At 68.9% G+C, this 21,137-nt stretch carries 19 protein-coding genes and 8 pseudogenes; 17 read left to right on the top strand and 10 right to left on the bottom strand.

The features are described 5' to 3' along the window. Positions 1-114 precede the first annotated feature (114 nt). The 7 genes and pseudogenes from ACQUSR_RS00230 to ACQUSR_RS00200 all read left to right on the top strand — a co-directional run bounded on the left by ACQUSR_RS00230 (position 115) and on the right by ACQUSR_RS00200 (position 6,165). Entirely contained in the window at positions 115-804 is a 690-nt protein-coding gene (locus ACQUSR_RS00230) for a hypothetical protein (protein WP_431040476.1), read from the top strand. A 318-nt stretch (positions 805-1,122) separates the two neighbouring features. Beyond that, positions 1,123-1,932, top strand: a complete 810-nt coding sequence (locus ACQUSR_RS00225) for a Ku protein (RefSeq protein ID WP_431040475.1) — start codon at positions 1,123-1,125, stop codon at positions 1,930-1,932. Positions 1,933-2,465: 533 nt separating this feature from the next. Next, a complete protein-coding gene (locus ACQUSR_RS00220) occupies positions 2,466-2,954 on the top strand; it encodes a hypothetical protein (RefSeq protein WP_431040474.1) in 489 nt (162 codons plus the stop codon). Between the two features lie 87 nt (positions 2,955-3,041). Then, positions 3,042-3,377, top strand: coding sequence for a hypothetical protein (locus ACQUSR_RS00215; RefSeq protein ID WP_431040473.1), 336 nt, complete (start codon positions 3,042-3,044; stop codon positions 3,375-3,377). Positions 3,378-3,682: 305 nt separating this feature from the next. Then, on the top strand, positions 3,683-4,936 hold the full coding sequence (locus ACQUSR_RS00210) for a M20 metallopeptidase family protein (RefSeq protein WP_431047289.1): 1,254 nt from the start codon (positions 3,683-3,685) through the stop codon (positions 4,934-4,936). A 4-nt stretch (positions 4,937-4,940) separates the two neighbouring features. Then, positions 4,941-5,051, top strand: a pseudogene (locus ACQUSR_RS00205) (IS5/IS1182 family transposase); the annotation flags it as partial. Between the two features lie 568 nt (positions 5,052-5,619). Continuing rightward, positions 5,620-6,165: an AAA family ATPase gene (locus tag ACQUSR_RS00200; protein ID WP_431040472.1), complete on the top strand. Its 546-nt coding sequence runs from the start codon at positions 5,620-5,622 to the stop codon at positions 6,163-6,165. An 8-nt stretch (positions 6,166-6,173) separates the two neighbouring features. Here ACQUSR_RS00200 and ACQUSR_RS00195 read toward each other — a convergent pair. Continuing rightward, positions 6,174-6,428 (bottom strand): annotated as a pseudogene (locus ACQUSR_RS00195) (IS5/IS1182 family transposase); the annotation flags it as partial. Between the two features lie 9 nt (positions 6,429-6,437). Here ACQUSR_RS00195 and ACQUSR_RS00190 point away from each other — a divergent pair. Further along, on the top strand, positions 6,438-6,776 hold the full coding sequence (locus ACQUSR_RS00190; RefSeq protein ID WP_431040471.1) for a transposase: 339 nt from the start codon (positions 6,438-6,440) through the stop codon (positions 6,774-6,776). A 71-nt stretch (positions 6,777-6,847) separates the two neighbouring features. Then, positions 6,848-7,045: pseudogene (locus ACQUSR_RS00185) on the top strand (hypothetical protein); the annotation flags it as partial. Positions 7,046-7,254: 209 nt separating this feature from the next. Here the strand turns inward: ACQUSR_RS00185 and ACQUSR_RS00180 are convergent. Continuing rightward, positions 7,255-7,638: an ArsR/SmtB family transcription factor gene (locus ACQUSR_RS00180; protein WP_431040470.1), complete on the bottom strand. Its 384-nt coding sequence runs from the start codon at positions 7,636-7,638 to the stop codon at positions 7,255-7,257. Between the two features lie 95 nt (positions 7,639-7,733). Between ACQUSR_RS00180 and ACQUSR_RS00175 the strand changes: the two genes are divergently transcribed. The 3 genes from ACQUSR_RS00175 (at position 7,734) to ACQUSR_RS00165 (ending at position 10,687) form a co-directional block, all read left to right on the top strand. Further along, complete coding sequence (locus tag ACQUSR_RS00175) at positions 7,734-9,731, top strand: heavy metal translocating P-type ATPase (protein WP_431040469.1); 1,998 nt, start codon at positions 7,734-7,736, stop codon at positions 9,729-9,731. After that, positions 9,728-10,135: a (2Fe-2S) ferredoxin domain-containing protein gene (locus ACQUSR_RS00170; protein ID WP_431040468.1), complete on the top strand. Its 408-nt coding sequence runs from the start codon at positions 9,728-9,730 to the stop codon at positions 10,133-10,135. The genes ACQUSR_RS00175 and ACQUSR_RS00170 overlap by 4 nt, the downstream gene beginning before the upstream one ends. 183 nt (positions 10,136-10,318) lie before the next feature. Beyond that, positions 10,319-10,687, top strand: coding sequence for a VOC family protein (locus ACQUSR_RS00165; protein WP_431040467.1), 369 nt, complete (start codon positions 10,319-10,321; stop codon positions 10,685-10,687). A gap of 47 nt (positions 10,688-10,734) precedes the next feature. Here the strand turns inward: ACQUSR_RS00165 and ACQUSR_RS00160 are convergent, their stop codons facing one another. Beyond that, positions 10,735-11,151 (bottom strand): transposase family protein, encoded by a 417-nt coding sequence (locus tag ACQUSR_RS00160; RefSeq protein ID WP_431040466.1) that lies wholly within the window; start codon positions 11,149-11,151, stop codon positions 10,735-10,737. Here ACQUSR_RS00160 and ACQUSR_RS00155 point away from each other — a divergent pair. Further along, positions 11,150-11,572, top strand: coding sequence for a hypothetical protein (locus ACQUSR_RS00155; protein ID WP_431040465.1), 423 nt, complete (start codon positions 11,150-11,152; stop codon positions 11,570-11,572). The genes ACQUSR_RS00160 and ACQUSR_RS00155 overlap by 2 nt on opposite strands. A 121-nt stretch (positions 11,573-11,693) precedes the next feature. Further along, positions 11,694-12,577: pseudogene (locus tag ACQUSR_RS00150) on the top strand (IS982 family transposase). Between the two features lie 19 nt (positions 12,578-12,596). On the opposite strand, the gene ACQUSR_RS00145 reads toward ACQUSR_RS00150, so the two are convergent. Further along, the gene (locus tag ACQUSR_RS00145) at positions 12,597-13,487 is read right to left on the bottom strand and encodes an NAD(P)H-binding protein (RefSeq protein ID WP_431040464.1); all 891 of its coding nucleotides are present in this window, start codon (positions 13,485-13,487) and stop codon (positions 12,597-12,599) included. A 124-nt stretch (positions 13,488-13,611) separates the two neighbouring features. On the opposite strand from ACQUSR_RS00145, the gene ACQUSR_RS00140 reads away from it, so the two are divergent. Beyond that, positions 13,612-14,457 carry a LysR family transcriptional regulator gene (locus tag ACQUSR_RS00140; RefSeq protein ID WP_431040463.1) on the top strand — a complete coding sequence of 282 codons (846 nt, stop codon included), beginning with the start codon at positions 13,612-13,614 and terminating at the stop codon, positions 14,455-14,457. Here ACQUSR_RS00140 and ACQUSR_RS00135 read toward each other — a convergent pair. From ACQUSR_RS00135 to ACQUSR_RS00115, 5 genes and pseudogenes are all read right to left on the bottom strand, one after another. Next, positions 14,454-15,455 (bottom strand): annotated as a pseudogene (locus ACQUSR_RS00135) (IS481 family transposase). The gene ACQUSR_RS00140 and the pseudogene ACQUSR_RS00135 overlap by 4 nt on opposite strands. An 8-nt stretch (positions 15,456-15,463) precedes the next feature. After that, complete coding sequence (locus ACQUSR_RS00130; protein WP_431040462.1) at positions 15,464-16,480, bottom strand: NADPH:quinone oxidoreductase family protein; 1,017 nt, start codon at positions 16,478-16,480, stop codon at positions 15,464-15,466. Between the two features lie 46 nt (positions 16,481-16,526). Continuing rightward, a complete protein-coding gene (locus tag ACQUSR_RS00125) occupies positions 16,527-16,892 on the bottom strand; it encodes a MerR family transcriptional regulator (protein WP_431040461.1) in 366 nt (121 codons plus the stop codon). Between the two features lie 740 nt (positions 16,893-17,632). After that, positions 17,633-18,141, bottom strand: a pseudogene (locus ACQUSR_RS00120) (barstar family protein); the annotation flags it as partial. Beyond that, positions 18,137-18,459: pseudogene (locus ACQUSR_RS00115) on the bottom strand (NF041680 family putative transposase); the annotation flags it as partial. The pseudogenes ACQUSR_RS00120 and ACQUSR_RS00115, both read right to left, overlap by 5 nt. A 359-nt stretch (positions 18,460-18,818) precedes the next feature. Here ACQUSR_RS00115 and ACQUSR_RS00110 point away from each other — a divergent pair. Together ACQUSR_RS00110 and ACQUSR_RS00105 are read left to right on the top strand one after the other, a co-directional pair. After that, positions 18,819-19,355 carry a hypothetical protein gene (locus tag ACQUSR_RS00110; protein ID WP_431040460.1) on the top strand — a complete coding sequence of 179 codons (537 nt, stop codon included), beginning with the start codon at positions 18,819-18,821 and terminating at the stop codon, positions 19,353-19,355. Continuing rightward, a complete protein-coding gene (locus ACQUSR_RS00105; protein WP_431040459.1) occupies positions 19,352-20,278 on the top strand; it encodes a hypothetical protein in 927 nt (308 codons plus the stop codon). Before ACQUSR_RS00110 ends, ACQUSR_RS00105 begins: the two co-directional genes overlap by 4 nt. A 482-nt stretch (positions 20,279-20,760) precedes the next feature. Here the strand turns inward: ACQUSR_RS00105 and ACQUSR_RS00100 are convergent. Next, positions 20,761-20,940, bottom strand: a pseudogene (locus ACQUSR_RS00100) (hypothetical protein); the annotation flags it as partial. Positions 20,941-21,137: the final 197 nt, after the last annotated feature.

The following is a 21,137-nucleotide window of genomic DNA, read 5'->3' as shown; positions in this document are numbered from 1 at the left end:
CTGAACCATGTCGCAGGGCCGTAGTGTCTGCCTGTCTCAGGCGAAGCAGATCAGGGGGCAGCGGCGGTGTGGACGAGGTGCCGCAGAGCGGCAGGTGCGGCGGTGGCTGCTGGGGTGTTCGCCGTCGCCACTGGATGTTCGGCGCAGGAATCGGTCGACGACCCGGAGGCGGCGCCCGAACGGGCGACGGATGCGGCACCGGCGTCCGTATCGCCATCACCATCGCGGTCTGGACCCCGCCCGCTGACGGCCGGGCAGTTGAAGTCCCTCTTGCTGCGGGAGGGGGATGTGCCGCGGGCTGACAGCGCGCCTGTACAGGGTCCCGTTCCCAAGTACGATCCGCGGGTTCTGGTCGCGGGCCCGGATTGCCAGGAGGTGTTCGACGCGCTCGTCGCGCACAACGCGTCCACATCCGTGATCCAGGACTTCTGGTGGAAGAACAAGCGCTGGAGCGGCAGGACCTGGCTGGCCTCGTATGCCGGCACCGAGGCGTCAGAGCAGTTCCAAAGGCTCACGGAGGGACTCAAGACCTGCAAGACGTTGGTGGGGCAGACCCCGGAGGGGAAGCTCAATTCCCGGATCACTGTGGCGAAGGCTCCCGCTTTCGGCGACGAAGCCGTCGCCTTCGACCTGAGCATGGGCGGCCCGGATCACACCGTGCTGATCGACCGCCACATCTTGGTGCGTGTGGGCACCCTCACTGTGGACTTCAGCGACCGCGGCGCGCAGCGCACTCCCGGGTTCCCCCTCGACGTGGTGGTCGACAAGCAGCTCGACCGGCTCACGCAAGGACCACGCACCTGACGCCGGTGGACGTAGTCAGTGTCAGTCAGCTCGCCTGACGTCGGACGAAGGCGCGCACTGCCGGTACATCACCGAGTGGACCGCCACGAAGATCCGCTGGGGCCTGTCGGTCGACGCCGACGAGGCCGACGCCCTGCAGACGATCGCGGACACCTGCCCCAACGAGGAGATCACCGTCGAAAACTCGCCCGGTGACCCCTCGCCCAGACGGTGAACCGCCAACGCCCAGGGGACAACCCGGCAGCGCCCCAGCATCCTGCCGCCGGGCTCCCTCCCCTCACGCCGGGTTCATGCGTCGTCGGCCTCCAGATCGCCAACGTGCTCGGCGGCGCGCTCGGCGCGCCGCCGGGCTCCCCGGAGGGCACACCCGGCATCCCGCAGGCGATCCCGGGTGCGGTGGAGGCGCCCCTCGGCGGCGTGCTGCTGCTGCCGTGCCTGCTTGAGCTGGTCGGCCAATTCGGCGGCTCGGTCCCCGGCCTGCTGCAGCTGCTCTACGGCTTGCTCAGGGACGCGCTGCAGGAATCCGGGAGCACCGGCATCGCCACCATGGCGATGAGGCAGCGTGAGTATCTGGTCGCTGTCCATGCCGAGGGCGGGATCATCGCGATGAACATGTTGCACTGGGCCGACGAGGTCCGCGACCCCCACCAGCTCCTCGACAACCTGCCCGGCACCGCCAAGGGGGATGCCAGGGAGCGGAAGATGGCCCAGCAGCTCATCGAGGCCATGGCCATGGACTGGGACCCCACCGACTACACCGACCGCACCCAAGAACGCGTCCGCGCCCTGGTGGAGGCCAAGCAGTCCGGCCAACCGCTGGAGAAGGCCGAGGCGCCACCGGAGTCGACCAGCGTCGTGGACCTGATGTCCGTGCTCCAAGCCAGCGTGGAGAAGGCGCACAAGGGCCGCGGCAAGAAAGAGCCCAAAGCCGCTGGAGGAGGTAGTCGGCCTACGGCGCGCAAGGCGTCGCGGCCTGCGAAGGAGGACCTGGCGGCACTGACCAAGGCGGAGCTGTACCAGCGCGCCGCTGACGCGGACATCCCCGGCCGCTCCACCATGACCCGCGACGAACTCCTCCAAGCCCTCAAACAAACCCGCCGGACACGGGCCAAGCGGAAGGCATCCTGAGCGGACCAAGCTCGGCGGAGGTAGCCGGGCGCTTCGAGTCGCGCGGCAAAACGTCCGCGACCCCATTAGAGCCCTCGCAAGGAAGCGTTGGCGTGGACGTCCACGGGCATCGGATGATGGCTCTCAACCTGCTGCTGGAGACGCACCCACGGAGGGCGCCACAGTGAACGACACACCCATGATCTACGCGTACTGCTTCGACCACGGTGACCTACACGTGTTCCGCGGCACGACGAACCCTGGTGTACAGCTGCCTGGGTGCGCTTGGCTGGCTCAACTCACGACGAGGCGATGGAGGACAAACAGGCACGCTTTGGAGAAGCCCGCTTCCTTGACGATCTTCCGCTTGAGCAGCAGGTGGGGCTACGCCAGGTGCGATGAGCGAACTGGCCGGGCATCGTCCGGGGCCGAGCGAGGACACGATCGTCTCAACGGGGATCCTCCAGATCGCAGTGGAGGCACGAGGCGTGCCTGGAACGCCGCCACGAGCCGGTGGGCCGTCTTGCGACGTTCGGAGAGAGGGGCCGTGGGCGGTGACCGGGGATGACACAGATGCCGACGGCTTCCAGGTGGCGACCGGGGCGACCCCATCCGCGGCCACGGAACCAGCCGAGCATCGGGAAACCGAAGTCCGCGACGCCTTCGCGAGCCTGCTGCACATCCGACGAGTGATGAACACAGGCGTATCCGAACCGGCCGCGGTGCCCGCGGAGTGGGAGTGGGCTCAGATGGTCCGTGCCATCAGCTTGACGCTCGAAGCCGCCGACCTGCCGCCGGCGATACGCGACCCGCAAGGCCGACCAACCCAGACCGGCTACTGTGTCACGCCGACGGAGCACCCACAGGTCGTACGCGTGGAATGGCTCGGCCCATGGGGCAGTGGGGCGATCTACGAGGAAGAGCGGGAGCTCCAGCGCTGCGCCAAGGTGCTGCGTGGACTTGGCTGGGTGGTGCTGGAATACCGCGGACCACGCGGCCGCCGACACCTTGAGGTGGAAGCGCCGTCGGCCATCCGACGCTGAGGTGCGTGCTCATGCCGTGCCTACTCACTGCCGTCTGAGTATTCGCACCGAAGCGAGTGGAGCGGGCCGCGATCTAGCGTGGGGCGCATGAGCCTGGAACAGCTGCCTGAAACCGACGACGGGATCGCCACGGGGGAGCCGACTGGTATCGCTGCCCTGGTCCTGGGTGCCCTCGCGTGCGTGCTGCTTGCCTCTCCCTTCTGGGCCGAGGACCACAACAAGCTCCTCTACATGTTGCTCGCCTTCCCCGTGGGGATCGCTGCCCTCGTCTCGGGCATGAGTGTCACACGCCGCGTGCGGCGTGGTGAGGCGACGCGGACGGGCATGGCCCGTGCCGGGATCGTTCTGGGGACGGGAGCGAGCCTCAGCGTGGCGGCGCTGGTCTGCTGGGGGCTGTGGGTGCTCTCCCACCTCGACGTCTAGAGCCTGTCCGACGGGTCGTCTGCCCGGTCTGTGTTCGCAGCACCCCATGTTGGGGCTACCCCCACCCCTCAAATGGTGGCTCGCCGGATGGGCAACGCCATCCGCGTGGAGGGATCGTGTACCAACAGGTCTTCCGCTCCCCGGCGGCGACGGCACGACACGCAGTGCCGAGAGAGCCGACCTTCCTGGTGGACGCTCCGGAAGACCACTTGACGGATCACGGAGGGGGAACAGTGAAGCGTCCCACGGAGCACGCTCTGGCGCGCCGTACGCTGCTGGCCGGAACGGTGGCAGCCGGTGCGGCAATGGTGTGGGGATCTGCGGGGAGGGCCGTCGCCGGCGGGTGGAGGGGGCCGGTGGTACAAGGCGCGGTGGACTCCGAGGTGGCGCGGCTGGAGCGCGGGCTGATTGACCTGCGGCGGGACATCCACCGGCATCCCGAGTTGCCGGGGCGGGAGCGGCGTACCGCCGGTGTGGTGGCCAGAGAGCTGCGAGCGGCCGGGCTGGCCGTCACCACCGGGCTGGGCGGCCACGGCGTCGTCGGTGTCCTGCGCGGCTCGCGTCCGGGCCGGACGGTCGCGTACCGGGCGGACATGGACGCGGTGCCGCCCAAGGACATAGTTGGGGGCGGCCCGGCGCCGGCCCACGTCTGCGGGCACGACATCCACACCACGGTGGCCCTCGGCGTCGCACAGGTCCTGGCGCGGCTGCGGCAGCGACTGAGCGGAACGGTGGTGTTCGTCTTCCAGCCTGCCGAGGAGACCCTGACCGGGGCCCGCGCAGTGATCGACGCGGGCGTCATGGAGCGCACCGGCGTCGAGGAGATCCACGCGCTGCACTGCGGACCTTTCCCCGTCGGTCAGTTCGCCGTGACCCCGGGTTACGGGATGCCGGGCCAGGACAAGGCGGAGGTGACCCTCCCAGGGCCGGACGCGGCCGATGCCGCGCGGCGACTGGCCGCCGAGATCGGCGCGCTCGCCACGGTGGCGACTCCGCAGACACCCGCGGACATCGAGTGGATGGTTGCCGACGCCCTGACGCCCGACGGGCCGTTGGCCCGGTTCGTGGCCGTCCGGGCCAGAGCACAGGAGGCCAAGGTGAGCGTGTCCTACCGCTGCTGGCCGCAGGAGCGGTACACGGAGGTACGCGAGGACATCCGCCGACTGGCCACGTCGTACGCGGGGGCCGGAGTGAGCTTCCCCACCGGGCCGTTCCCGGCAATGGTCTGCCCGGAACACGACGCTCGCATGCTCGCCCGCCACCTGCGCCGCACACTGGGCCACGACGCGGTCACCGTGCTCCATGCCGCATTCCCTCCCTTCAGCGGCGAGGACTTCGCCCTCTACCTGGACCGCGTCCCCGGCACGTACACGTTCCTCGGCGTCCGTGCCCCCGGCGCACCCATCACGGCCGGCTACCCGCACTTCCCCGAATTCGCCCCGGACGAGCGTGCCATCGGCCTCGGCGTACGGGCGATGGCGGGCTGGATCGCGCAGCGGACCCACAGGGCCCAGGACCTGACCGGCGTGTCCGGCGATAGGGCCGTGTCTGATAATTGATCTTGTGGTGAGTCGTGGTGAGTTGACGGATGCGGTGTGGGAGTGGATGGCGCGGCTGCTGCCGGGTGCGGATGGCCGGCGGCCCTGGCGGGATCACCGCCAGGTGGTCAACGGTGAGTAACTCCACCGCTGCCTCACCGACACCGCGCTACCACTGGAAGTCCGCGTCGCCGGATCCCGTGTCCTCCTCTACGGCATCCCCGGCGAGCGTCTGCGTCACCTGACCGCCGACTGGATACATGGCACCTCAGATAGGATGTTCCTCCAGCTCGGAAATGCACGGCTGTGGATTGCGCCCCGCCTGGCCGAACTCCTTCACCAACTCGCCAAGGCACCCCGTTAGCGCTCCAAATCTCTCCCGCCGCCTGGCCAACCAGATTCTGTGGCTGTTCCCCGGCGTGCTGCCCGGCCATCCCCTCAGCCGGAAGGCGTTCAACGGCCAACTCACATGCCACGGCATCCAGGCCAGACCGGCTCGGACAGCAGCCCTCACCGCACTCGCTGCCGAACTGCCCCCCGCCAGTCCTGGCCGAGCTGCTTGATGTCCACATCCACACCGCACTCAAGTGGACCCACCGCGCTCAGCGTGACTGGAGCGCCTACCTCACCGCCCGCATCACCGACCGTGATGGGGGCGGATGAAACCTCCACCTCAGCCATCGGAAATGACCCAAGGACTTGCTATGAAGCGGCACATCCTCACCGGCGCACCCGGAGCAGGAAAGACATCGATCCTCCGGCAGATGCAAGAGCAAGGGTTCGACGTCGTCGATGAGGCAGCGACTGCGATCATCACGCGCGAGCAAGCCGAGGGGGATGCCGAGCCTTGGGCCCAGGCAACCTTCGTCGAGAAAGTGGTCGCCCTGCAGCGCCGGCGACAAATGCAACCCGCAGCCAGCGACGTGACTCTCCAGATCTACGACAGGTCTCCGATCTGCACCCACGCCCTCAGCACCTACCTCGGACGCCCCATCCCAGGGATGCTCTCCGCCGAGATCGACAGGATCACCCGGGAGCAGGTTTACGAGCAGCAGGTCTTCTTCATCCGCAACATCGGGTTCTGTCAGCCTACCGCTGCCCGTCAGATCACCTTCCAGGAGTCGCTGGCGTTCGAGCGGATCCATGAACAGAGCTATCGGCAGTTCGGCTACGAGATCATCGATGTCCCAGCCGGTGAAGTGGCCAACCGGGCAGCGGCGATCGCAGACACCATCTCGCAGCTCACGTGATGTGTGCCCTAGCTCGCGTCTGACAAATGATCACGCTGGGGTTCGCGGAGCCAGAGGACGAGTGAGGCGAGGTGGATTCCGGCGAGGTAGTGGGCGGCCAGTTTGTCGAGGCGGGTGGCGATGGCCGGGAACTGTTTGAGCCTGCTGAAGTAGCGTTCGATCACGTTGCGGGCCTTGTACTGCTCGGTGTCGAAGGCTGGTGGCCGGCCGCCTGCTGAGCCTTGCCGCTTACGGTCGGCGATCTGATCGGCCCGTTCCGGGCCGCCCGGATCATGCGCTTTCGCGCGAACGCCAGAACCGGCCGACTCACCCGCAAGACGATCTACGCGATCACCGACTTGCCCTCGACGCAGGCGTCGCCGCAGCAGCTCGGCGAACTGGCACGCTCGCACTGGGGTATCGAAAATCGGCTGCACTTCGTGCGCGACACGACCTTCGCCGAGGACGCCAGCCGCATCCGTACCGGCCGCGGACCGGAGAACATGGCCACCTTGCGCAACCTCGCCGTCAGCACCCTCCGACGGGCCGGGCACCAGAACATCGCCGCCGCCCTCCGGCATGTCTCCTACCAGCCCTTCACCCGCCCGCTGGACCTCCTCGGCATCAGCTGACCAGCACAGCGTCAGATCACACGACTTTGCAACAGCCCTGGCCGCGCTCGGTGTGGCCTCCTGGGACAAGTCGGGTACTGGCGGCGGTGCAGAATCTGGCCGCGCTGGCGCGGCGGAAGGTGAAGGTCAAGCCGCTGCTGCCGCGCGAGATCGACGGCAATATGGTGCCGTCGGCGTGAAAGCGCGCGGCATGCCAACCCGACGCTGCCGCCTGGGCGGTGGACCGGGACGCGTACGCGGTGTGCGTGCTGAAGCAGCTCTACCGCGCTCCAGCTGCGGGAAGTGTTCGCCCCCTCGCAATCGTCTCTCACACCGTTGCCCGCAGGCTCTCCGATGACCATCGCTGCCCAGCTCGGTGTCTCGGTGGGCACCCTCTAGACCCACATCCCCGACCTCAAGGAGCTCCGGGCCTCCCGCGTTCCACACCAACTCGAAAGCGGTCAGCGGTAGTCATCGGCCAGCAGGTAGTACCAGCCTGCTACTGAACCAGGGACTGGACCGTCTCGGTGGATGCGTCGCGCAGGCCGAGGCGCAGGTGCTCGACGTGGAAGAGGGCCTGGTCCAGGAGTTCGGCGACGTGGTTGTCGTAGAGGGCGTAGACGATGGAACGGCCCCGGCGCTCGCCGGTGACGAGCCCGAGGTTGCGCAACAGACGGAGCTGGTGGGAGCAGGCGGACGCCTCCATGCCCACGGCTTCGGCGAGATCGCCGACCGCGCAGGGGCCCTCCTGGAGGCGGGCGAGGATGTACAGGCGTGAGGGGGTGGCCAGGGCCTGGAGGGTGGCGGCGACGTCGGTGGCTCCCGCCGCGTCCAGGCGTTCGCGGGGAGTGGCGTGGTTCTTATCGTCGGCTCCATGACCCATGCCACCTATCTTACCGGTCACACATGAAGACCTCTTCAGGTGTTCCTGTACGGTGGATGTGTCGCGTCCCCGTGCCCGTGAAGGGTTCTTTTGTCATGCCTTCTGACCTGCTCCAGCGGCCCGAACGGGCAGCTCCGGCAGCCTCGCGTACGGCGCCGAAGCGCCGTACGCGGGTGTTCGCCCTGGCCGAGGCGCGTTGGGCCGCCGCGGCGCTGGTGCTGTTCCTGATCGCGCTGCCGCTCCAGCTGACCGGCGCACCTACCTGGGCGTGGGGCCCGCTGTACGCCGCCGCCTACGTCACCGGCGGGTGGGAACCGGCCTGGGCCGGGCTGACGGCGCTGCGGGAGAAGACGCTGGATGTGGACCTGCTGATGATCGCGGCCGCGATCGGCGCGGCGTCGATCGGGCAGGTGATGGACGGTGCACTGCTGATCGTCATCTTCGCGACCTCCGGCGCGCTGGAGGCGCTGGCCACCGCGCGGACACAGGACGCGGTGCGCGGCCTGCTCGACCTCGCACCCACCACGGCCACCCGACTGGCCGACGACGGGAGCGAAGAGAGCGTCGCCACCGCCGATCTGGTGGTCGGGGACACCATCCTGGTCCGGCCCGGTGAACGGGTCGGCGCGGACGGCCGGGTCCTGGAGGGGGCCAGCGAGGTCGACCAGGCCACCATCACTGGCGAGCCGCTACCGGTATTGAAGGAGGCCGGGGACGAGGTCTTCGCCGGCACCCTGAACGGCACCGGTGCCCTGCGGATCAAGGTCGAGCGGGATGCCTCCGACTCGGTGATCGCCCGGATCGTGGCCATGGTCGAGGAAGCCTCCGAGACCAAGGCGCCCACCCAGCTGTTCATCGAGAAGGTCGAGCAGCGCTACAGCCTCGGCATGGTCTTCGCCACCCTGGCCGTCTTCGTAATCCCCCTTGCGTTCGGCGGAGACCTCACCGGCTCGCTGCTGCGGGCGATGACCTTCATGATCGTGGCCTCGCCGTGCGCGGTGGTCCTGGCGACGATGCCGCCGCTGCTCTCGGCCATCGCCAACGCCGGACGCCACGGCGTCCTGGTGAAGTCCGCCGTCGTCATGGAGCGTCTCGGGCAGGTCGACGCGGTCGCACTCGACAAGACCGGCACCCTCACCGAGGGCACTCCCCGCGTCACCGACATCCGCCCCCTGCCCCTGGACGGCTCCGGCCTGGACGAGGACACCCTGTTGGCACTCGCGGCCGCCGCCGAGCACCCTAGCGAACACCCGCTGGCCCGCGCCGTCGTCGACGCCGCCCGCACCCGCGGCCTGGCCATCGCCGACATGCGGGACTTCACCTCCACTCCCGGCGTCGGTGTCACCGCCACCATCGACGGCCACACAGTTGCGGTCGGCGCACCCGCCCGCCTCCTCGACGGCAACGACGACACGGACTCGGCCCGCGCCGCCGAGGTCGCGGCCGGCCTGGAGGACGGCGGCCGCACGGCCGTCCTGGTCCTGCGCGACGGCGCCCCGGTCGGCGTGCTGGGCATCGCCGACCGGCTGCGTCCCGACGCCGCCGCGACCGTCACCGCCCTGACCATACTGACCGGCAGCACTCCGATGCTGGTGACGGGCGACAACCCGGGCGCCGCCGCCCGCCTGGCTGCCGAGGCCGGCATCACCGGCGACGAGGTCCACGCCGGCCTCCTGCCCCAGGACAAGGTCGAAGCCGTACGGCGCCTGGAGGCCCGAGGGCGAAAGGTGCTGGTCATCGGCGACGGCGTCAACGACGCCCCCGCTTTGGCCGCCGCCCACACCGGCATCGCCATGGGCCGCGCCGGCTCCGACCTCGCCCTGGAGACCGCCGACGCCGTCATCGTCCGCGACGAACTCGCCACCGTCCCCGCCGTCGTGAGCCTGTCTCGGGCCGCCCGCCGCCTGGTGGTGCAGAACCTGGTCATCGCCGCAGTGTTCATCTCCGGCCTGGTCATCTGGGACCTCGCGGGCCACCTGCCGCTGCCGCTCGGTGTTCTCGGCCACGAGGGCTCGACCGTCATCGTCGGCCTCAACGGGCTACGTCTGCTGCGCGACGCCGCCTGGAACCGCGCCGCAAAGGACGTGCGGTGAGCCGCCGCACCAGGAAGGCCGCCCCCACGCCGGGGGCGGTCCGGCCCACCGTCACCGTCTGCCGCGGCTGCTGCTGCGGCACCCCGGCCAAGGTGCCGCGCCTGGACCACGAAGCCCAGCTCACCGACCTGCGCACCCAGCTGGCCGGAGTCGCGATGGTCCGGCGAACCGACTGCCTCGATGCATGTGAGCGTGCCAACGTGATCGTCATCCAGCCCTCCGCCGAAGGCCGCAAGGCCGGCGGACGCCCGGTCTGGCTCGGCCAGGTCAACGATCCCGGCGCCGCCACCGACATCACTGCCTGGGTCAAGGACGGCGGCCCCGGCCTCGCCGATCCGCCCAGCGTCCTCGACCTCTACACCTTCAGCCCATCGCGCCGCGTCCGCCACGAACTCGAAAACTGAAGCTCCGCCATCTTGAAGTGGCTGGTCAGAGGGGTGGCGTGACCTCGTTTCGGGGTGCTCGTGCTCGTGCTGGTCGTGGGCGGCAGTCTGTGTTGTAGATCGTCTGGCGGGGTGGTTTTGCCGATGAGTTCACCGTCCTCGAACGGTCTACCCAACGACACGACCGTTCTCGACAGGAGTGCCATGTCCACCATCCAGCCAGTGATCGTGACTGCCGACCAGGGCGTTCTGCTCGGCTTCTATACGAAATTGTTCGGCGCTGAGGAGATCTTCCGGGTACCGGCGGAAGGCCCGGCCTTCTACCTCGGCTTGCGCATCGGCGACACCGACCTCGGGCTGGTGGCCAAGGCGAACCCGGGGACTGGGGCGGCGTCGCGGATCCTGCTCAGCATCGGTGTCGACAACGTCGATGAGATGCTCGGCCGGGTGGCGGCGCTGGGCGGCTCGGTCCGCGGCGGCCCCAACGACATGCCGTGGGGACAGCGCGTCGCCCACATCCAGGACCCCGACGGCAACCCGGTGAACCTCACTCAGCCGATCCCGGCCCGGTGACGCTGTTCCGGGGGCATGTGCTGATCGTGGGCTACCCGCGGTAGAGATCAATTGTCGGTAGTGGCCTCGATGTTCGTCAGGACGAGCAGCGCGCGAAACAGGTGGGTGGCGCGGGCGGGGTCAGTACGGAGCTTGGTGAGGATCCGCCAGTTCTTCAGGTGGGCAAAGCCGCGTTCGACGGGGACGCGTCCGGCGGCCAGGACCCGGTTGGCCTCCTTCTCGGCGGATGCGAGCCTGCGGGCGCGGGTGGCCTTGAAGCCGGTGACGACCACGGGATCGTCCCCGTCGTCGTCCAGGCCGAGGAAGCACAGGTCGGCCAGGGCCCGAGGCCGGCAGCACGCAGGTGGGCCAGGATGCGGTCGCGACAGCATCGGCGGGCTCGCCTCCGGAACGCTCGGCGGACGCCCCGTGGTGGTCTCCGGCGGTGCGGACGCGCGGGTGATGGTGCGAAACGCCGACGACATGACGCCCGTCGTCGAGTTCGGGTCGGCTCCCCTCCCGGTCGGCGGGGTCGGCCTGGTCGCCGTCGGCGGCCGGACCCTCGTGGTGGCGGCGGGCGGGACATCGGTGCTGCTGGGCGACCCCGGAACCGGCGCGTGGAGTGAGCCCATCGGGCTGCCGGGAGATCCCGCCGATCCGGAGGCCGACGGCATCCGATGCATGGACGCCAGCGTGCTGAACGGCCAACCCGTCGCTGTGACCGGCGCGCGGAACGGGCTGGTGTGCCTGTGGGACCTGCACGGGCGCGGCCTGCTCGGGGACCCGGTCAGCGGGCACACGGACGAGGTCGTCGCGGTTCGCATCGCTGAACTGCACCACCGCACCGTCATGTTCACGGTCGGCCGGGACGGCCGGATATGTGTCTGGGGTCTCGACCACGGGTGAGCCCGCGGTCGCGTGCCACCTGGGCGGGGAATCGCCGGAGCGCCGCGCGGACGGTCCGCACCGCCCGTTCGGGTGTCTGACCTGGCCGCGACCAAGGCGAAGGGCGCCCGTTGGCTCGTGTGTGACGACTCATTTGGACGCCCTTCTGGCGGCACTGTATGTCGTCATCGACGACCATGTGGCCCCTTCTCGCCGGATCGGGCGGCCCCCGAAGCTGACGGACGCCGAACTGCTGTGCCTTGCCGTGGCCCAGGTCCTGCTCGGCTTTCCCTCGGCCCGCCACTGGATCCGTTTCGCCCACGCCCGGCTGCCGCACCTCTTCCGCTACCTGCCCCAGCAATCCGGCTACACCAAACGCCTCAACGCCGCGGGACCGCTGATCTCCCAGGTCATCGAGTCACTGGCCAGGCAGGTGCCCACCTGGCATGACAACCTGCGGCTGATCGACTCCACCCCGCTGCCGTGCGCCGCTTCCCGGGAAACCGTCAAACGCTCCGACCTGGCCGGGCATGCCTGCTATGGCTACTGCCGCTCCCACTCCCGATACTTCTGGGGCCTGCGGCTCTATCTGGTGACCACGGCCGAGGGCATGCCCGTGACCTGGTGCCTGGCCCATCCAAGACTGGGTGAGCGGGAAGTGATGACCGCGCTTCTGGAACGCGGCCATCATCTGCTCCGCTCCGGGCAGGTGATCCTGGCCGACAAGGGCTTCGCCAGCCGGGAGTTCGAGACATTCGTCACCGAACGTCTCGGTGCCCACCCGGTGCGCCCCGACCGCAAGGATGAACCAGTCCGCCATGGAAGACTTGCACAGATGAGGCAGTGGATCGAGGCCGTCTTCGACACCCTCAAGGGCCAGCTCAGCCTCGAACAGCACGGCGGTAGAACCCGGCCGGCGTCTTCGCCCGCACCGGCCAGAGACTCCTGGCCCTCGCGGCAGCGATCTGGCACAACTGGACCACGGGAGCCCCAGTCAAGCGGTCGCTGATCGCGTATGACCACTGAGGACATCAGACTCATTCAGCTAGGCGAGGGCGGCTGGCTTGAGCACGTCCTTGCACCACTGGCGGAAGCCGGTGGGCGCGGATTCGGGGGTGTTCGGCTCGACGGCACCGTAGAAGCCCTGGTCGTTCAGGGCCTCTGCCATGTTGGCGAGTCCCTGCACCCAGGCCTCGCTCGCCCCGCAGCGCAGCATCGTCGCCTTGTAGTCCGCGCTGCTGGTCCGTTGGACGCGCACCGGACGGTCCAGCACCTCGGAGACGACTCGTGCCATGCCGTGGGAGGTCAGGTCGTCGGGTCCGACCAGCGGGACGTCGTCCTGCCCGGTCCAGGAGCCGTCGAGCAGCAGCCGGGCCGCCGTAGCGGCGATGTCGCGGGTGGCGCAGGTGCGCAGAACGCGGTCCTCCGCCATGGCCAGGTAGAACACGCCCCTGTCGCGGATCGACTCGGCCTGACCCAGAAGGTTCTCCATGAGGAACGGCGGGCACAGCGCCCGGTAGTGCACACCCGTGGCCGCGATCGCCTCGTCCATGGCGAGCGACGCCGATATCTGCCCGGCGTTCTGCGCGACTCCGCGGCCCAGGGTCGAGACGCCGACGACCCGCTCGACGCCCTGGCGCCCGATCACCTCGCGCAGCGGCTCGGTGAAGTCGCGGAAGTGGCCCTCGACGCTGTCGGCCGAGGGTGTCGGGGGCACCAGCCAGAACAGGCGGTCGGCGCCCGCGCATGCCTCCTTCAGAACGGCGGGGTCGGCGTGCGATCCCTGTACGACCTCGACGTGTTCGCGTACCCGCGGGGAGAGGCGGGCGGGGTCGCGGACGATCACCCGGATCCCCGCCGTGCTGTCCGGGGCATCGAGGAGACGGTCGAGGACCTGCCGGCCGATCTGGCCGGTCGGGGTGGTGACGACGATCATGAACAACTCCAAGAGGGATGCTTCACTGGATGTCGTCGAGCCTGCTGCGTGGCGCGCCTGAACTGAAGGTTCGATCCGCTCCCGCTTGTTACCCTCAGGGCAATACCGAACAGAGGGGGAGAGCGTGGAATCCCGCCCGCTGCGCTACTTCGTCGCCGTCGCCGAGGAGCTCAACTTCGCCCGCGCCGCCGAGCGGCTGGGCATCTCCCCGCCGCCCCTGTCCCGCGCGATCCGCCAGTTGGAGACGGAGATGGGCGTCACCCTGTTCGAGCGGACCACGCACAGCGTGGCTCTGACCCCGGCCGGAACGGTGCTCCTCGTGGAAGCGAGAATCGCCTTGGACGCCCTGCAGGCCGCCGAGCGGCGGGCCCAGCGCGCGGCCGCCCCGGAGTCGAAGCTGGTCCTGGCGGTCAAGGCCGACGGGGACGCGGGACTGCTGGAGCCGATCCTGACTCGCTACGCGTCCGAGCCGGCGGCGGTACCCGTCGCCGTCCGGCTGTGCGGCTGGCTCGAACAGCCGCGACTCCTGCGCCGGGGCGAAGCCGATGCGGCCCTGGTCCACGAGCCCTTCGACTGCACCGGCCTGGACACCGAGACACTGGCCGCCGAACCGCGCGTCGCGGCCCTCGCCGCCACCCACCCGCTCGCCGCCCGGGACCGCCTGGCCCTCGCCGACCTCGGCCTGCGCCCCGGCGATCTGCACCGGTTCCTTGACGAGATCCGCAGCGAGGGCCGCGACCTCGCCCAACTGCTCACACTCGTCGGACTGGGCGACCTCAGCACCCTGCTGCCCGCCTCCGTCGCCGCTCGCTATCCGCGCCCCGGCGTCGTCTACCGGCCGGTCCCGGACGCACCGCCCGCGGTCCTCGCCATCGCCTGGCCGCAGCAGTCCCGCTCGACGGCTACGGCGGCGCTCGTCCGCGCAGCCGCATCCGTGGCCGACGCCGTGCGGGACCGGCAAGCGGGCTAGCTGTATGAGGTCAGGACGTTGGTTACGCCTGCGCGTAGTCGCCAGGCCGGTGGTTGGCCTCCTGCTGCACCGTGGGGTCGGTGGTAGTTGTAGTGGATGTTCCAGACGCCGAGGGCGTCGCGGCGTTGGTCTTCGGAGAACCAGCTGCGGGTGTAGAGGAACTCTCCGGCGATGATCCGGTTGTAGCGCTCCACCTTGCCGTTGTGGCGAGGCGTGTACGGCGTGATGCGCTGGTGACGTGTCTCGAGCAGGGGCCGGTCGAACGCGCCAGCGCGATGGCAAAGCTCCATTGTCCGTGACGATGCGTTCGATGCGGGTGATGTCGTGGGCTGCGAACCAGGCTCTGGCCCGGTGCAGGAACGCGATGGCGGTAGCGGCTTTCTCGTCGGGCAGCGCTTCGGTGTAGGCGAGTCGGCTGAATCCGTCGATGGCGGAGTGAAGGTAGACGTAGCCGCCGCGTGCGCCCTTGTTCTTGCGGCGTTCGACGGTCTTGGCCTGTTGGCTTCCGCGTCCGTGGATTCGCCAGCCACCACTGTCTGGGCTCCGGCCGACCTTCTTCACATCGATGTGGACCATGTGGCCGGGACGACGGGCGGTGATCTTCCGGGGTTCCCGGTTCGTGTTGCCACTGGGGTCGATGAACCGGCGCCGGTTCAGTCCGAGGGCGAGCAGATGCCGCGATACGGTGCGGCGACTGAGCGAGATCCCCTCGGCCTGGAGTTCAATTGCGATCCGGGACGCCGACCACTTCTCGGCACGGCGGAGTGCCTGGATCTTGGCCACGATGTCCGCGCCGGTCGTGGTCGGCTGGCGTTGGGGTGTTGAGGAACGGTCCAGCAGACCGAGTTCACCGTGCCGACGGTACCGGTTGACCCATTTCGACGCGCACGTACGGGAGATGCCCATCTCGGAGCCACGTGGGCGATCGGGCGGTTCTGGCAACGTTGTACGAGGCGCAGCCGCCCCTCGGGGGACAGCGGGGCATTGCGGTGAGTCACAGGCGTTCCTAGCGCCAGGGATCGAGGGCGTGCTTGCCGCGGGTCTGGCCGGCTTCGAGTTGCTGTAGCACTGCCGGCCCCTCGGCCAGGGGGTGAACCTGGGGGGTGCCGGGCGGATACACGCCTTGGGCGATGAGTGCCTCGATCTCGACGAGCAACGACTGGTAGAGGGACGGTGCTGCGGTCGCCAGCGCACCGATGTGCAGGCCCTTGACTTGGACCTGGTGGGTGAAGACCAGGTCGTGCGTGGTCAAAGTGGCGTCCCCGGAAGCGGCACCGAACACGACGATGCGTCCGGTGAAGGGTTTGGTGACCGACAGACTGATCTCGAACGTGGCCTGTCCCACCGATTCCAGGACCAGGTCAACACCGCCGGTCAGGCGGGTGATCTCCTCGGCCAGATCAGGGCGTGCGCTGTCCAGGACCTCGTCGGCGCCGAGTGCTTTGACGGTGTCGTGTTTGGCCGGTGATGCCGTGGCGATCACGTGCGCACCGTAGTGGCGGGCGAGGCGGACGGCGGCCTGCCCCACGCCTCCGGCCGCGGCATGGACGAGCACCGCGTCACCAGCCTTGATCTCGCCCAAAGGCTTCAGCGCCGCCAATGAGGTTGCCCAGTTCAGCACCAGGCCGAGAGCCTCGGCGTCGCTCCAACCGGAAGGCACGGGGAGTACACCCGCGGCCGGCATCGTCATGTACTGCGCGAAGGCCCCCGGGCCAGCTCCGACGACATGGGTGCCGAGCTGAAGCGGGCTCTCGACGCCCGGGCCGACACCCACGATCTCGCCAGCGGCTTCGAAGCCCGCCACATAGGGGAACTGCGGGCCTCCTCCGTAAGTCCCATGGGTCTGCATGACGTCAGCGAAGTTGACCCCGGCAGTGCCCACACGGATCAGGTACTCGCCGGGCCCCGGGGTGGGGCGGCGCTGATCGGTCGTGAGGGTCAGATCCTTCGGTCCCTGATGTGACCGCTGGACCAGTGCTCGTACCGTCTGCTCAGCGCTGTGCTGCTGCTCGTTGATCTCCATGCGCTGAACGTAGGAGTCTCACACTTACGTCAAGGTCAAGTGGCGGTCATGGATCAGTGCGGCGGGCCTCCCGCAGGTAGGCGTCGAGTGCCGCCTGCTGATCGCTGAGAACGGCGATACGTGCAGCGAGTCGATCGCGATAGCTCTGCACCTCGTGCAGGAACTCCGGGCACACCACATCCGCAGCGACATCAGATCCGTCAGTGAGGCTGGGTAGAACTTCCCTGATCAACCGCACGGGCAGCCCGGACTCCAGCAGTGAGCGGATGACGAGCACCCGATCGACAGTGGACTGGCAGTAGTCGCGGAACCCATTGCTGCAACGACCGGGGACGATCAAGCCCTCATCCTCGTAGTGCCGCAACGATCGCGCACTCACGCCGCTGACTCTGGAAGCTTCGCTGATCTTCATACCTGGAGGCAACGTCCAGGCGCACCGCGATCTTCCAGCACTCATCAGCAGCGCAGGCCGACGATGCCCCAGCCGCGGCGCTCTGCTTCCGTGACCACCTCTCCCCAGTCGGTGAGGAGGTCGGCAAACGATTCGAAGGTCGTGATCCATCCGCCGGGCTCCGCGGCGTGCTGGGTGAACGGCTCGCGCAGTGATTCCAGTTGGGATGCCGCCCGCCGCCACCATCCGGCGATCAGCGGCACATGATCGGGCGGACACCACAGCAACAGATCCGCGTCCCAGGTGCACGGCCGCTCCGGGAGTCCCGAACCGACCCCGGTGGTGTCCTCCAGACGGTGCCAGAACAGCGCGTCATTGAACCGGTCCAGTACCTCACGCACCTTCGGCTCGACAAAGTCGCGCATGTGGTCCCAGCGGTGACCGGCCCAAAAGTGCGGCTTGTACGAGCCGAACGTGTTCCGCAAGGCATACCTGCCGTACCAGTCCTCACCCGGCTGCGCGGGCCACGACCAGCCATGCTCGAAGAGGTCGTCGCTGTATGCCTCTCCGAAGGCGGCATCTATCAGCAGCTTTTCCCGATCGCCAACCGCGACCGCCTCCACCCGCGGCCAGTCCACGATCAGCACCTCTATCCCCACACCCATCACGCCAGCGTAGGGCTCCCCTCGCCGAGTTGGCGGGCAGGGCAGCGGGCCGCTTCTCACCTGCGGGGTCTTCGCGGAATCCCGGATCACGCCAGGGGTGACGTGCATGCCGCCCTCCGCCAGGACGTCGAGGACTTCGACGAACAGGTCGTACGGCTGGCCGTCCGGTGTCAGGGCGTGGGAAAGGTGCTCGCGCGCGGTCGCGGTGTCTCGCCAGAGTAGAGTTGCGGGGGTTGTGTAGCCGAAGGTGCCGCGTAGGCAGTCGTCAAGGGCCGCCGTGCAGCCGCCGAGGTCGCCGCCCGGCCCGTTCACTGCCTCGCCGAGCGCCAGGTAGAGGCCGGGGGCGTCGGTGATGTGCTGGCCGTCGAGTTCGTACGCCTGCCCGGCCGGCTGGTCCTGGTACGCGCGCCGGCAGGCCCGTTCCCGGACGAGCTTCAGCCAGGTCCCGCGCTGCCGGGTGTCGAGGCCGGCCCAGGCGCCGGGGTGTCCGGCGGCCCGGCGAGCCATCGCTCCCAGACCGGCCGGGCGGATTCCGGAAGGGGTGTGAAGAGCCTGCCGTCCAGCTTCAGGTCGATCAGATCCGTCCCAAGAGCGGACGGGTTAAAGCCCTGAGGCGGTTGCGCTCGATGATCGTCTCTCGGGGCGTTTGGTGGTTTTGTCCACGTCGTGGCGGGTGGCTGGCCGCCGGTTCTTCGAGCCGAGCGGCCGTCCCGGACTTGGACGTGACTGTTTGGTGCACGGGCCGGGCAGATCAGACCCGGGCGGAGGCGCCGAAACCCTCGGCGGACCCGGGCGGGGGTGAGTCGGCCGAGCTCGGCGGGTCTCTCCCACGGGCGGCGGAGGTCGGCGGCGACTTCACGCACGAGCCGGAGCTGGGTGTGGGCGGCGATGACGAGCCAGGGCCAACGGTCCCCGGCCTCGGGCACGCTTCCCGTGGCAGTGACCGAAGGAGGTGGCGGCCCACCTGCACAAGCGGGACTGCCAGAGGTGCGGGAAGCCGATCGGCGTCCAGCCACCGGCACTCAGTATCTTGGCAGGGTGAGGCGTCGGCCCGCCGTGACGGCAGCGCCCAGGCCCGTTTCCGCTGGAAATGACACAAGCACGGCGCCGAACTCACTCGCAGCACCCTGCTCCACGCCCGGATGAGCCTGCCCCGCGCGCTGAACACCCCCTGCGCGCGCGAGACGTGGTTGCGACCGGTACCTTCAGTGCTCTTTGGAACTTCTGATCACGTTGCTGGTCGGCGGCGTGGACAGTTCGGGCACCGCGGGGTGGGGGAAGAGTGGGCAGTAATGAGCGTGAGCTGAACCAAGAGCATCAACGATTGCGTAAAGCGCTGAGCGAGCGGCACGTACGGGTGAGCCGTCTCGAGCAGAACGACGTGGCGTTCGATGCGGAGTACGAGAAGCTGGTGGCAGAGGCTGAGCGGCTCATCCACTTCGAGAGGCAGTTGCCAGCCCGGCTGGCTGAACCGCAACGCGAGCGCAGTGAACGGTTCGTGCGGTGGTCCTGGCGTGCCGAGGTGGCCGTGGCGGCCGCCTTGATCACCGCGGTGTTCGTCCTGGAGAACTCAGCGTGGTGGTTCGTCCTCCTCGTACCGCATCTGCTGGCCACCCTGGCGGGCTGGACGGTGAAGGTCACCATCGCCCAGCACGCCTACCAGCGCAGGGCTGCGGCTGGCCTGCACGTGTTGTGCCTGCTGGTCGCACTGGTGAGCCTAGGAGTGCTCTCCGCGTGGTTCATCATCGCCATCCTGTTCGGCTGGATCGTGATCGGCCTGGCAACCGACGGAACCCAGCCGAAGGGACAGACGACGTGACCGGCGAATACGACCGCCAGATCCGGGACCTGGACGACAGGATCGATTCCCTGGAGAGCGACCTGCAGAGGCTGAGCGGGAGGTTCGGCTACACCGACGATCTCGACTACGAGCTCCGCGACATCCGCAGCGACATCAGCAGCGCGGAAAGCAAGATCGAGGAGCTCGACCGTGACCTGCACGACCACATCGGGGAGACCGACCGGGGAGTGAAGCGGCTCATCGGCCAGGTACAGCTCCTGGAAGGCCACCTGCTGGCCTCCGGCGGGGCCCAGCTTGCCGACCTGGACACCTTCACTGACGAGCAGCGGAAACTGGCCCGGGCGATCGACCGCGGCCGAGAGGCGAGCAGCGTCCTGCTCAGCGCGCACGAACGGTCGATGCACCAGCAGCGGGTGCAGAGATTCGAAGCGACCGTCACGCAGCACCGCCAACACCAGACCAAGGTGATAGCCGCGGTAGGAAAGCTGACCGGCACCTCCGGGGAACGCGCAGGAGCTGTGACGGAGCTCGGAGAGGCCCTCACGCAGGAGCAGCGCCTGCGCCAGGAGCTGGACCGGCAGGCCGACCACCGGGAGAAGGCGGACAACGCCCTGGCGGCCGACGCAAAGGCCCGTGCTGAGAAGCAAGGCTTGATCGCTGCGGGGGAGAAGGCGGAGCAGAAGCTGCTCCTGGCGCTGCGCAGCCGAGTGGCCGACGCCATCAGCGCCAGGGCCTTGATGCCCGCATGGTTCGTGACGGTGCTCGGGGCGACGCCGCCGGCTGCCGGAACCCAGAAGTGGCTGGAGACCGCCACGCAGGTGATGCTGTACCGGCTCACCTACGGCATCACCGACCCGGTGGTGGCCCTGGGGCATAAGCCCGCAGGCGGGCGCCGCGCGGAGTGGTACGAGCAGATGGCCAAGGATCTGCGTCACTGGTAGCGCAACTTTGGGATGGTTCGCCAGGCGCCAGGCGTAGACGGCGGTGCGACGCGCCCTTCGTGCGCCTCGCCCTGTCAGGGCATAGGGCATTCCGCCGGTCTACACCCAGGTGTAGTTGTCGTCGGTGACGGCTGGCAGCGCGGCTTCGGTGACGGTGGCGTGTGGGGAAGCCAGGGCGGCCAGGGCCTCGCCGATCGGGGGGAACACCGGCAGCCCGGCCACCTGGCGGTAGTCGACCCACTCGATGGTGCCAGACGTCGTGGGAACCGTCGGGCAGCTCGTCGAACTCCTGATCGGCGAGTTGAGCGCGGACGTCCTTGGTGAGGTGGAAGCGGCAGACCAGGTGCAGCTTGCGGGGCGGTGGCGTCGGCCCGGGACGGGTGATGCGCTGGTCGATGACCCAGAGGAGTTGACCCGCCCTCGGCTTGGTCGGGGTCGGTGCGGAGCTCCTCGGCGAACTCGCGGCGCAGGGTGCCGGGCAGTGGCTCGGCCTTGTCGACGTTGCCGCCGATGGTGGTGTAGTGCACGGAGTTGGCGCGGTCGCGGCGGATGAGGGCGACGTCGTCGCCGCAGAACACCAGCGCACTGGTGCGGATCTTGATGCGGGTGCTTCGGCGGCGTCCGGGGTTCTCGTCATGGCGGCCAGTATCCCGGTGACGCATGATCGGTTCGGCGGCGCCTGGTCAGACTGACGGCATCACCTGCACGATCCCGGAGAAGACCGACCAGATCCGCCACCGCAGAGGCCACCCAAGTTCTGCAAGATCGACTACGGCGAACGGCATGCCGTCGAGTGCGGCATCAATCGGCTGAAACGCCACTGCGCCGTCGCGACCAGGTATGACTGTGAGGATGATCG

The organism is Streptomyces sp. P1-3, assembly GCF_050613155.1.
GTDB lineage: Bacteria > Actinomycetota > Actinomycetes > Streptomycetales > Streptomycetaceae > Streptomyces.
This window is presented reverse-complemented; position numbering and strand designations above follow the sequence as displayed.

What these genes read in the sequence shown, in the direction of transcription:
- ACQUSR_RS00165 (WP_431040467.1), top strand. Translation starts at nt 10,319, where the DNA reads ATGTCCACCATCCAGCCAGTGATCGTGACTGCCGACCAGGGCGTTCTG.
- ACQUSR_RS00125 (WP_431040461.1), bottom strand. Translation starts at nt 16,892, where the DNA reads ATGAAGATCAGCGAAGCTTCCAGAGTCAGCGGCGTGAGTGCGCGATCG.
- ACQUSR_RS00200 (WP_431040472.1), top strand. Translation starts at nt 5,620, where the DNA reads ATGAAGCGGCACATCCTCACCGGCGCACCCGGAGCAGGAAAGACATCG.
- ACQUSR_RS00190 (WP_431040471.1), top strand. Translation starts at nt 6,438, where the DNA reads ATGCGCTTTCGCGCGAACGCCAGAACCGGCCGACTCACCCGCAAGACG.
- ACQUSR_RS00180 (WP_431040470.1), bottom strand. Translation starts at nt 7,638, where the DNA reads ATGGGTCATGGAGCCGACGATAAGAACCACGCCACTCCCCGCGAACGC.
- ACQUSR_RS00130 (WP_431040462.1), bottom strand. Translation starts at nt 16,480, where the DNA reads ATGGAGATCAACGAGCAGCAGCACAGCGCTGAGCAGACGGTACGAGCA.
- ACQUSR_RS00175 (WP_431040469.1), top strand. Translation starts at nt 7,734, where the DNA reads ATGCCTTCTGACCTGCTCCAGCGGCCCGAACGGGCAGCTCCGGCAGCC.
- ACQUSR_RS00215 (WP_431040473.1), top strand. Translation starts at nt 3,042, where the DNA reads ATGAGCCTGGAACAGCTGCCTGAAACCGACGACGGGATCGCCACGGGG.
- ACQUSR_RS00210 (WP_431047289.1), top strand. Translation starts at nt 3,683, where the DNA reads ATGGTGTGGGGATCTGCGGGGAGGGCCGTCGCCGGCGGGTGGAGGGGG.
- ACQUSR_RS00160 (WP_431040466.1), bottom strand. Translation starts at nt 11,151, where the DNA reads ATGTCGTCGGCGTTTCGCACCATCACCCGCGCGTCCGCACCGCCGGAG.
- ACQUSR_RS00145 (WP_431040464.1), bottom strand. Translation starts at nt 13,487, where the DNA reads ATGATCGTCGTCACCACCCCGACCGGCCAGATCGGCCGGCAGGTCCTC.
- ACQUSR_RS00155 (WP_431040465.1), top strand. Translation starts at nt 11,150, where the DNA reads ATGACGCCCGTCGTCGAGTTCGGGTCGGCTCCCCTCCCGGTCGGCGGG.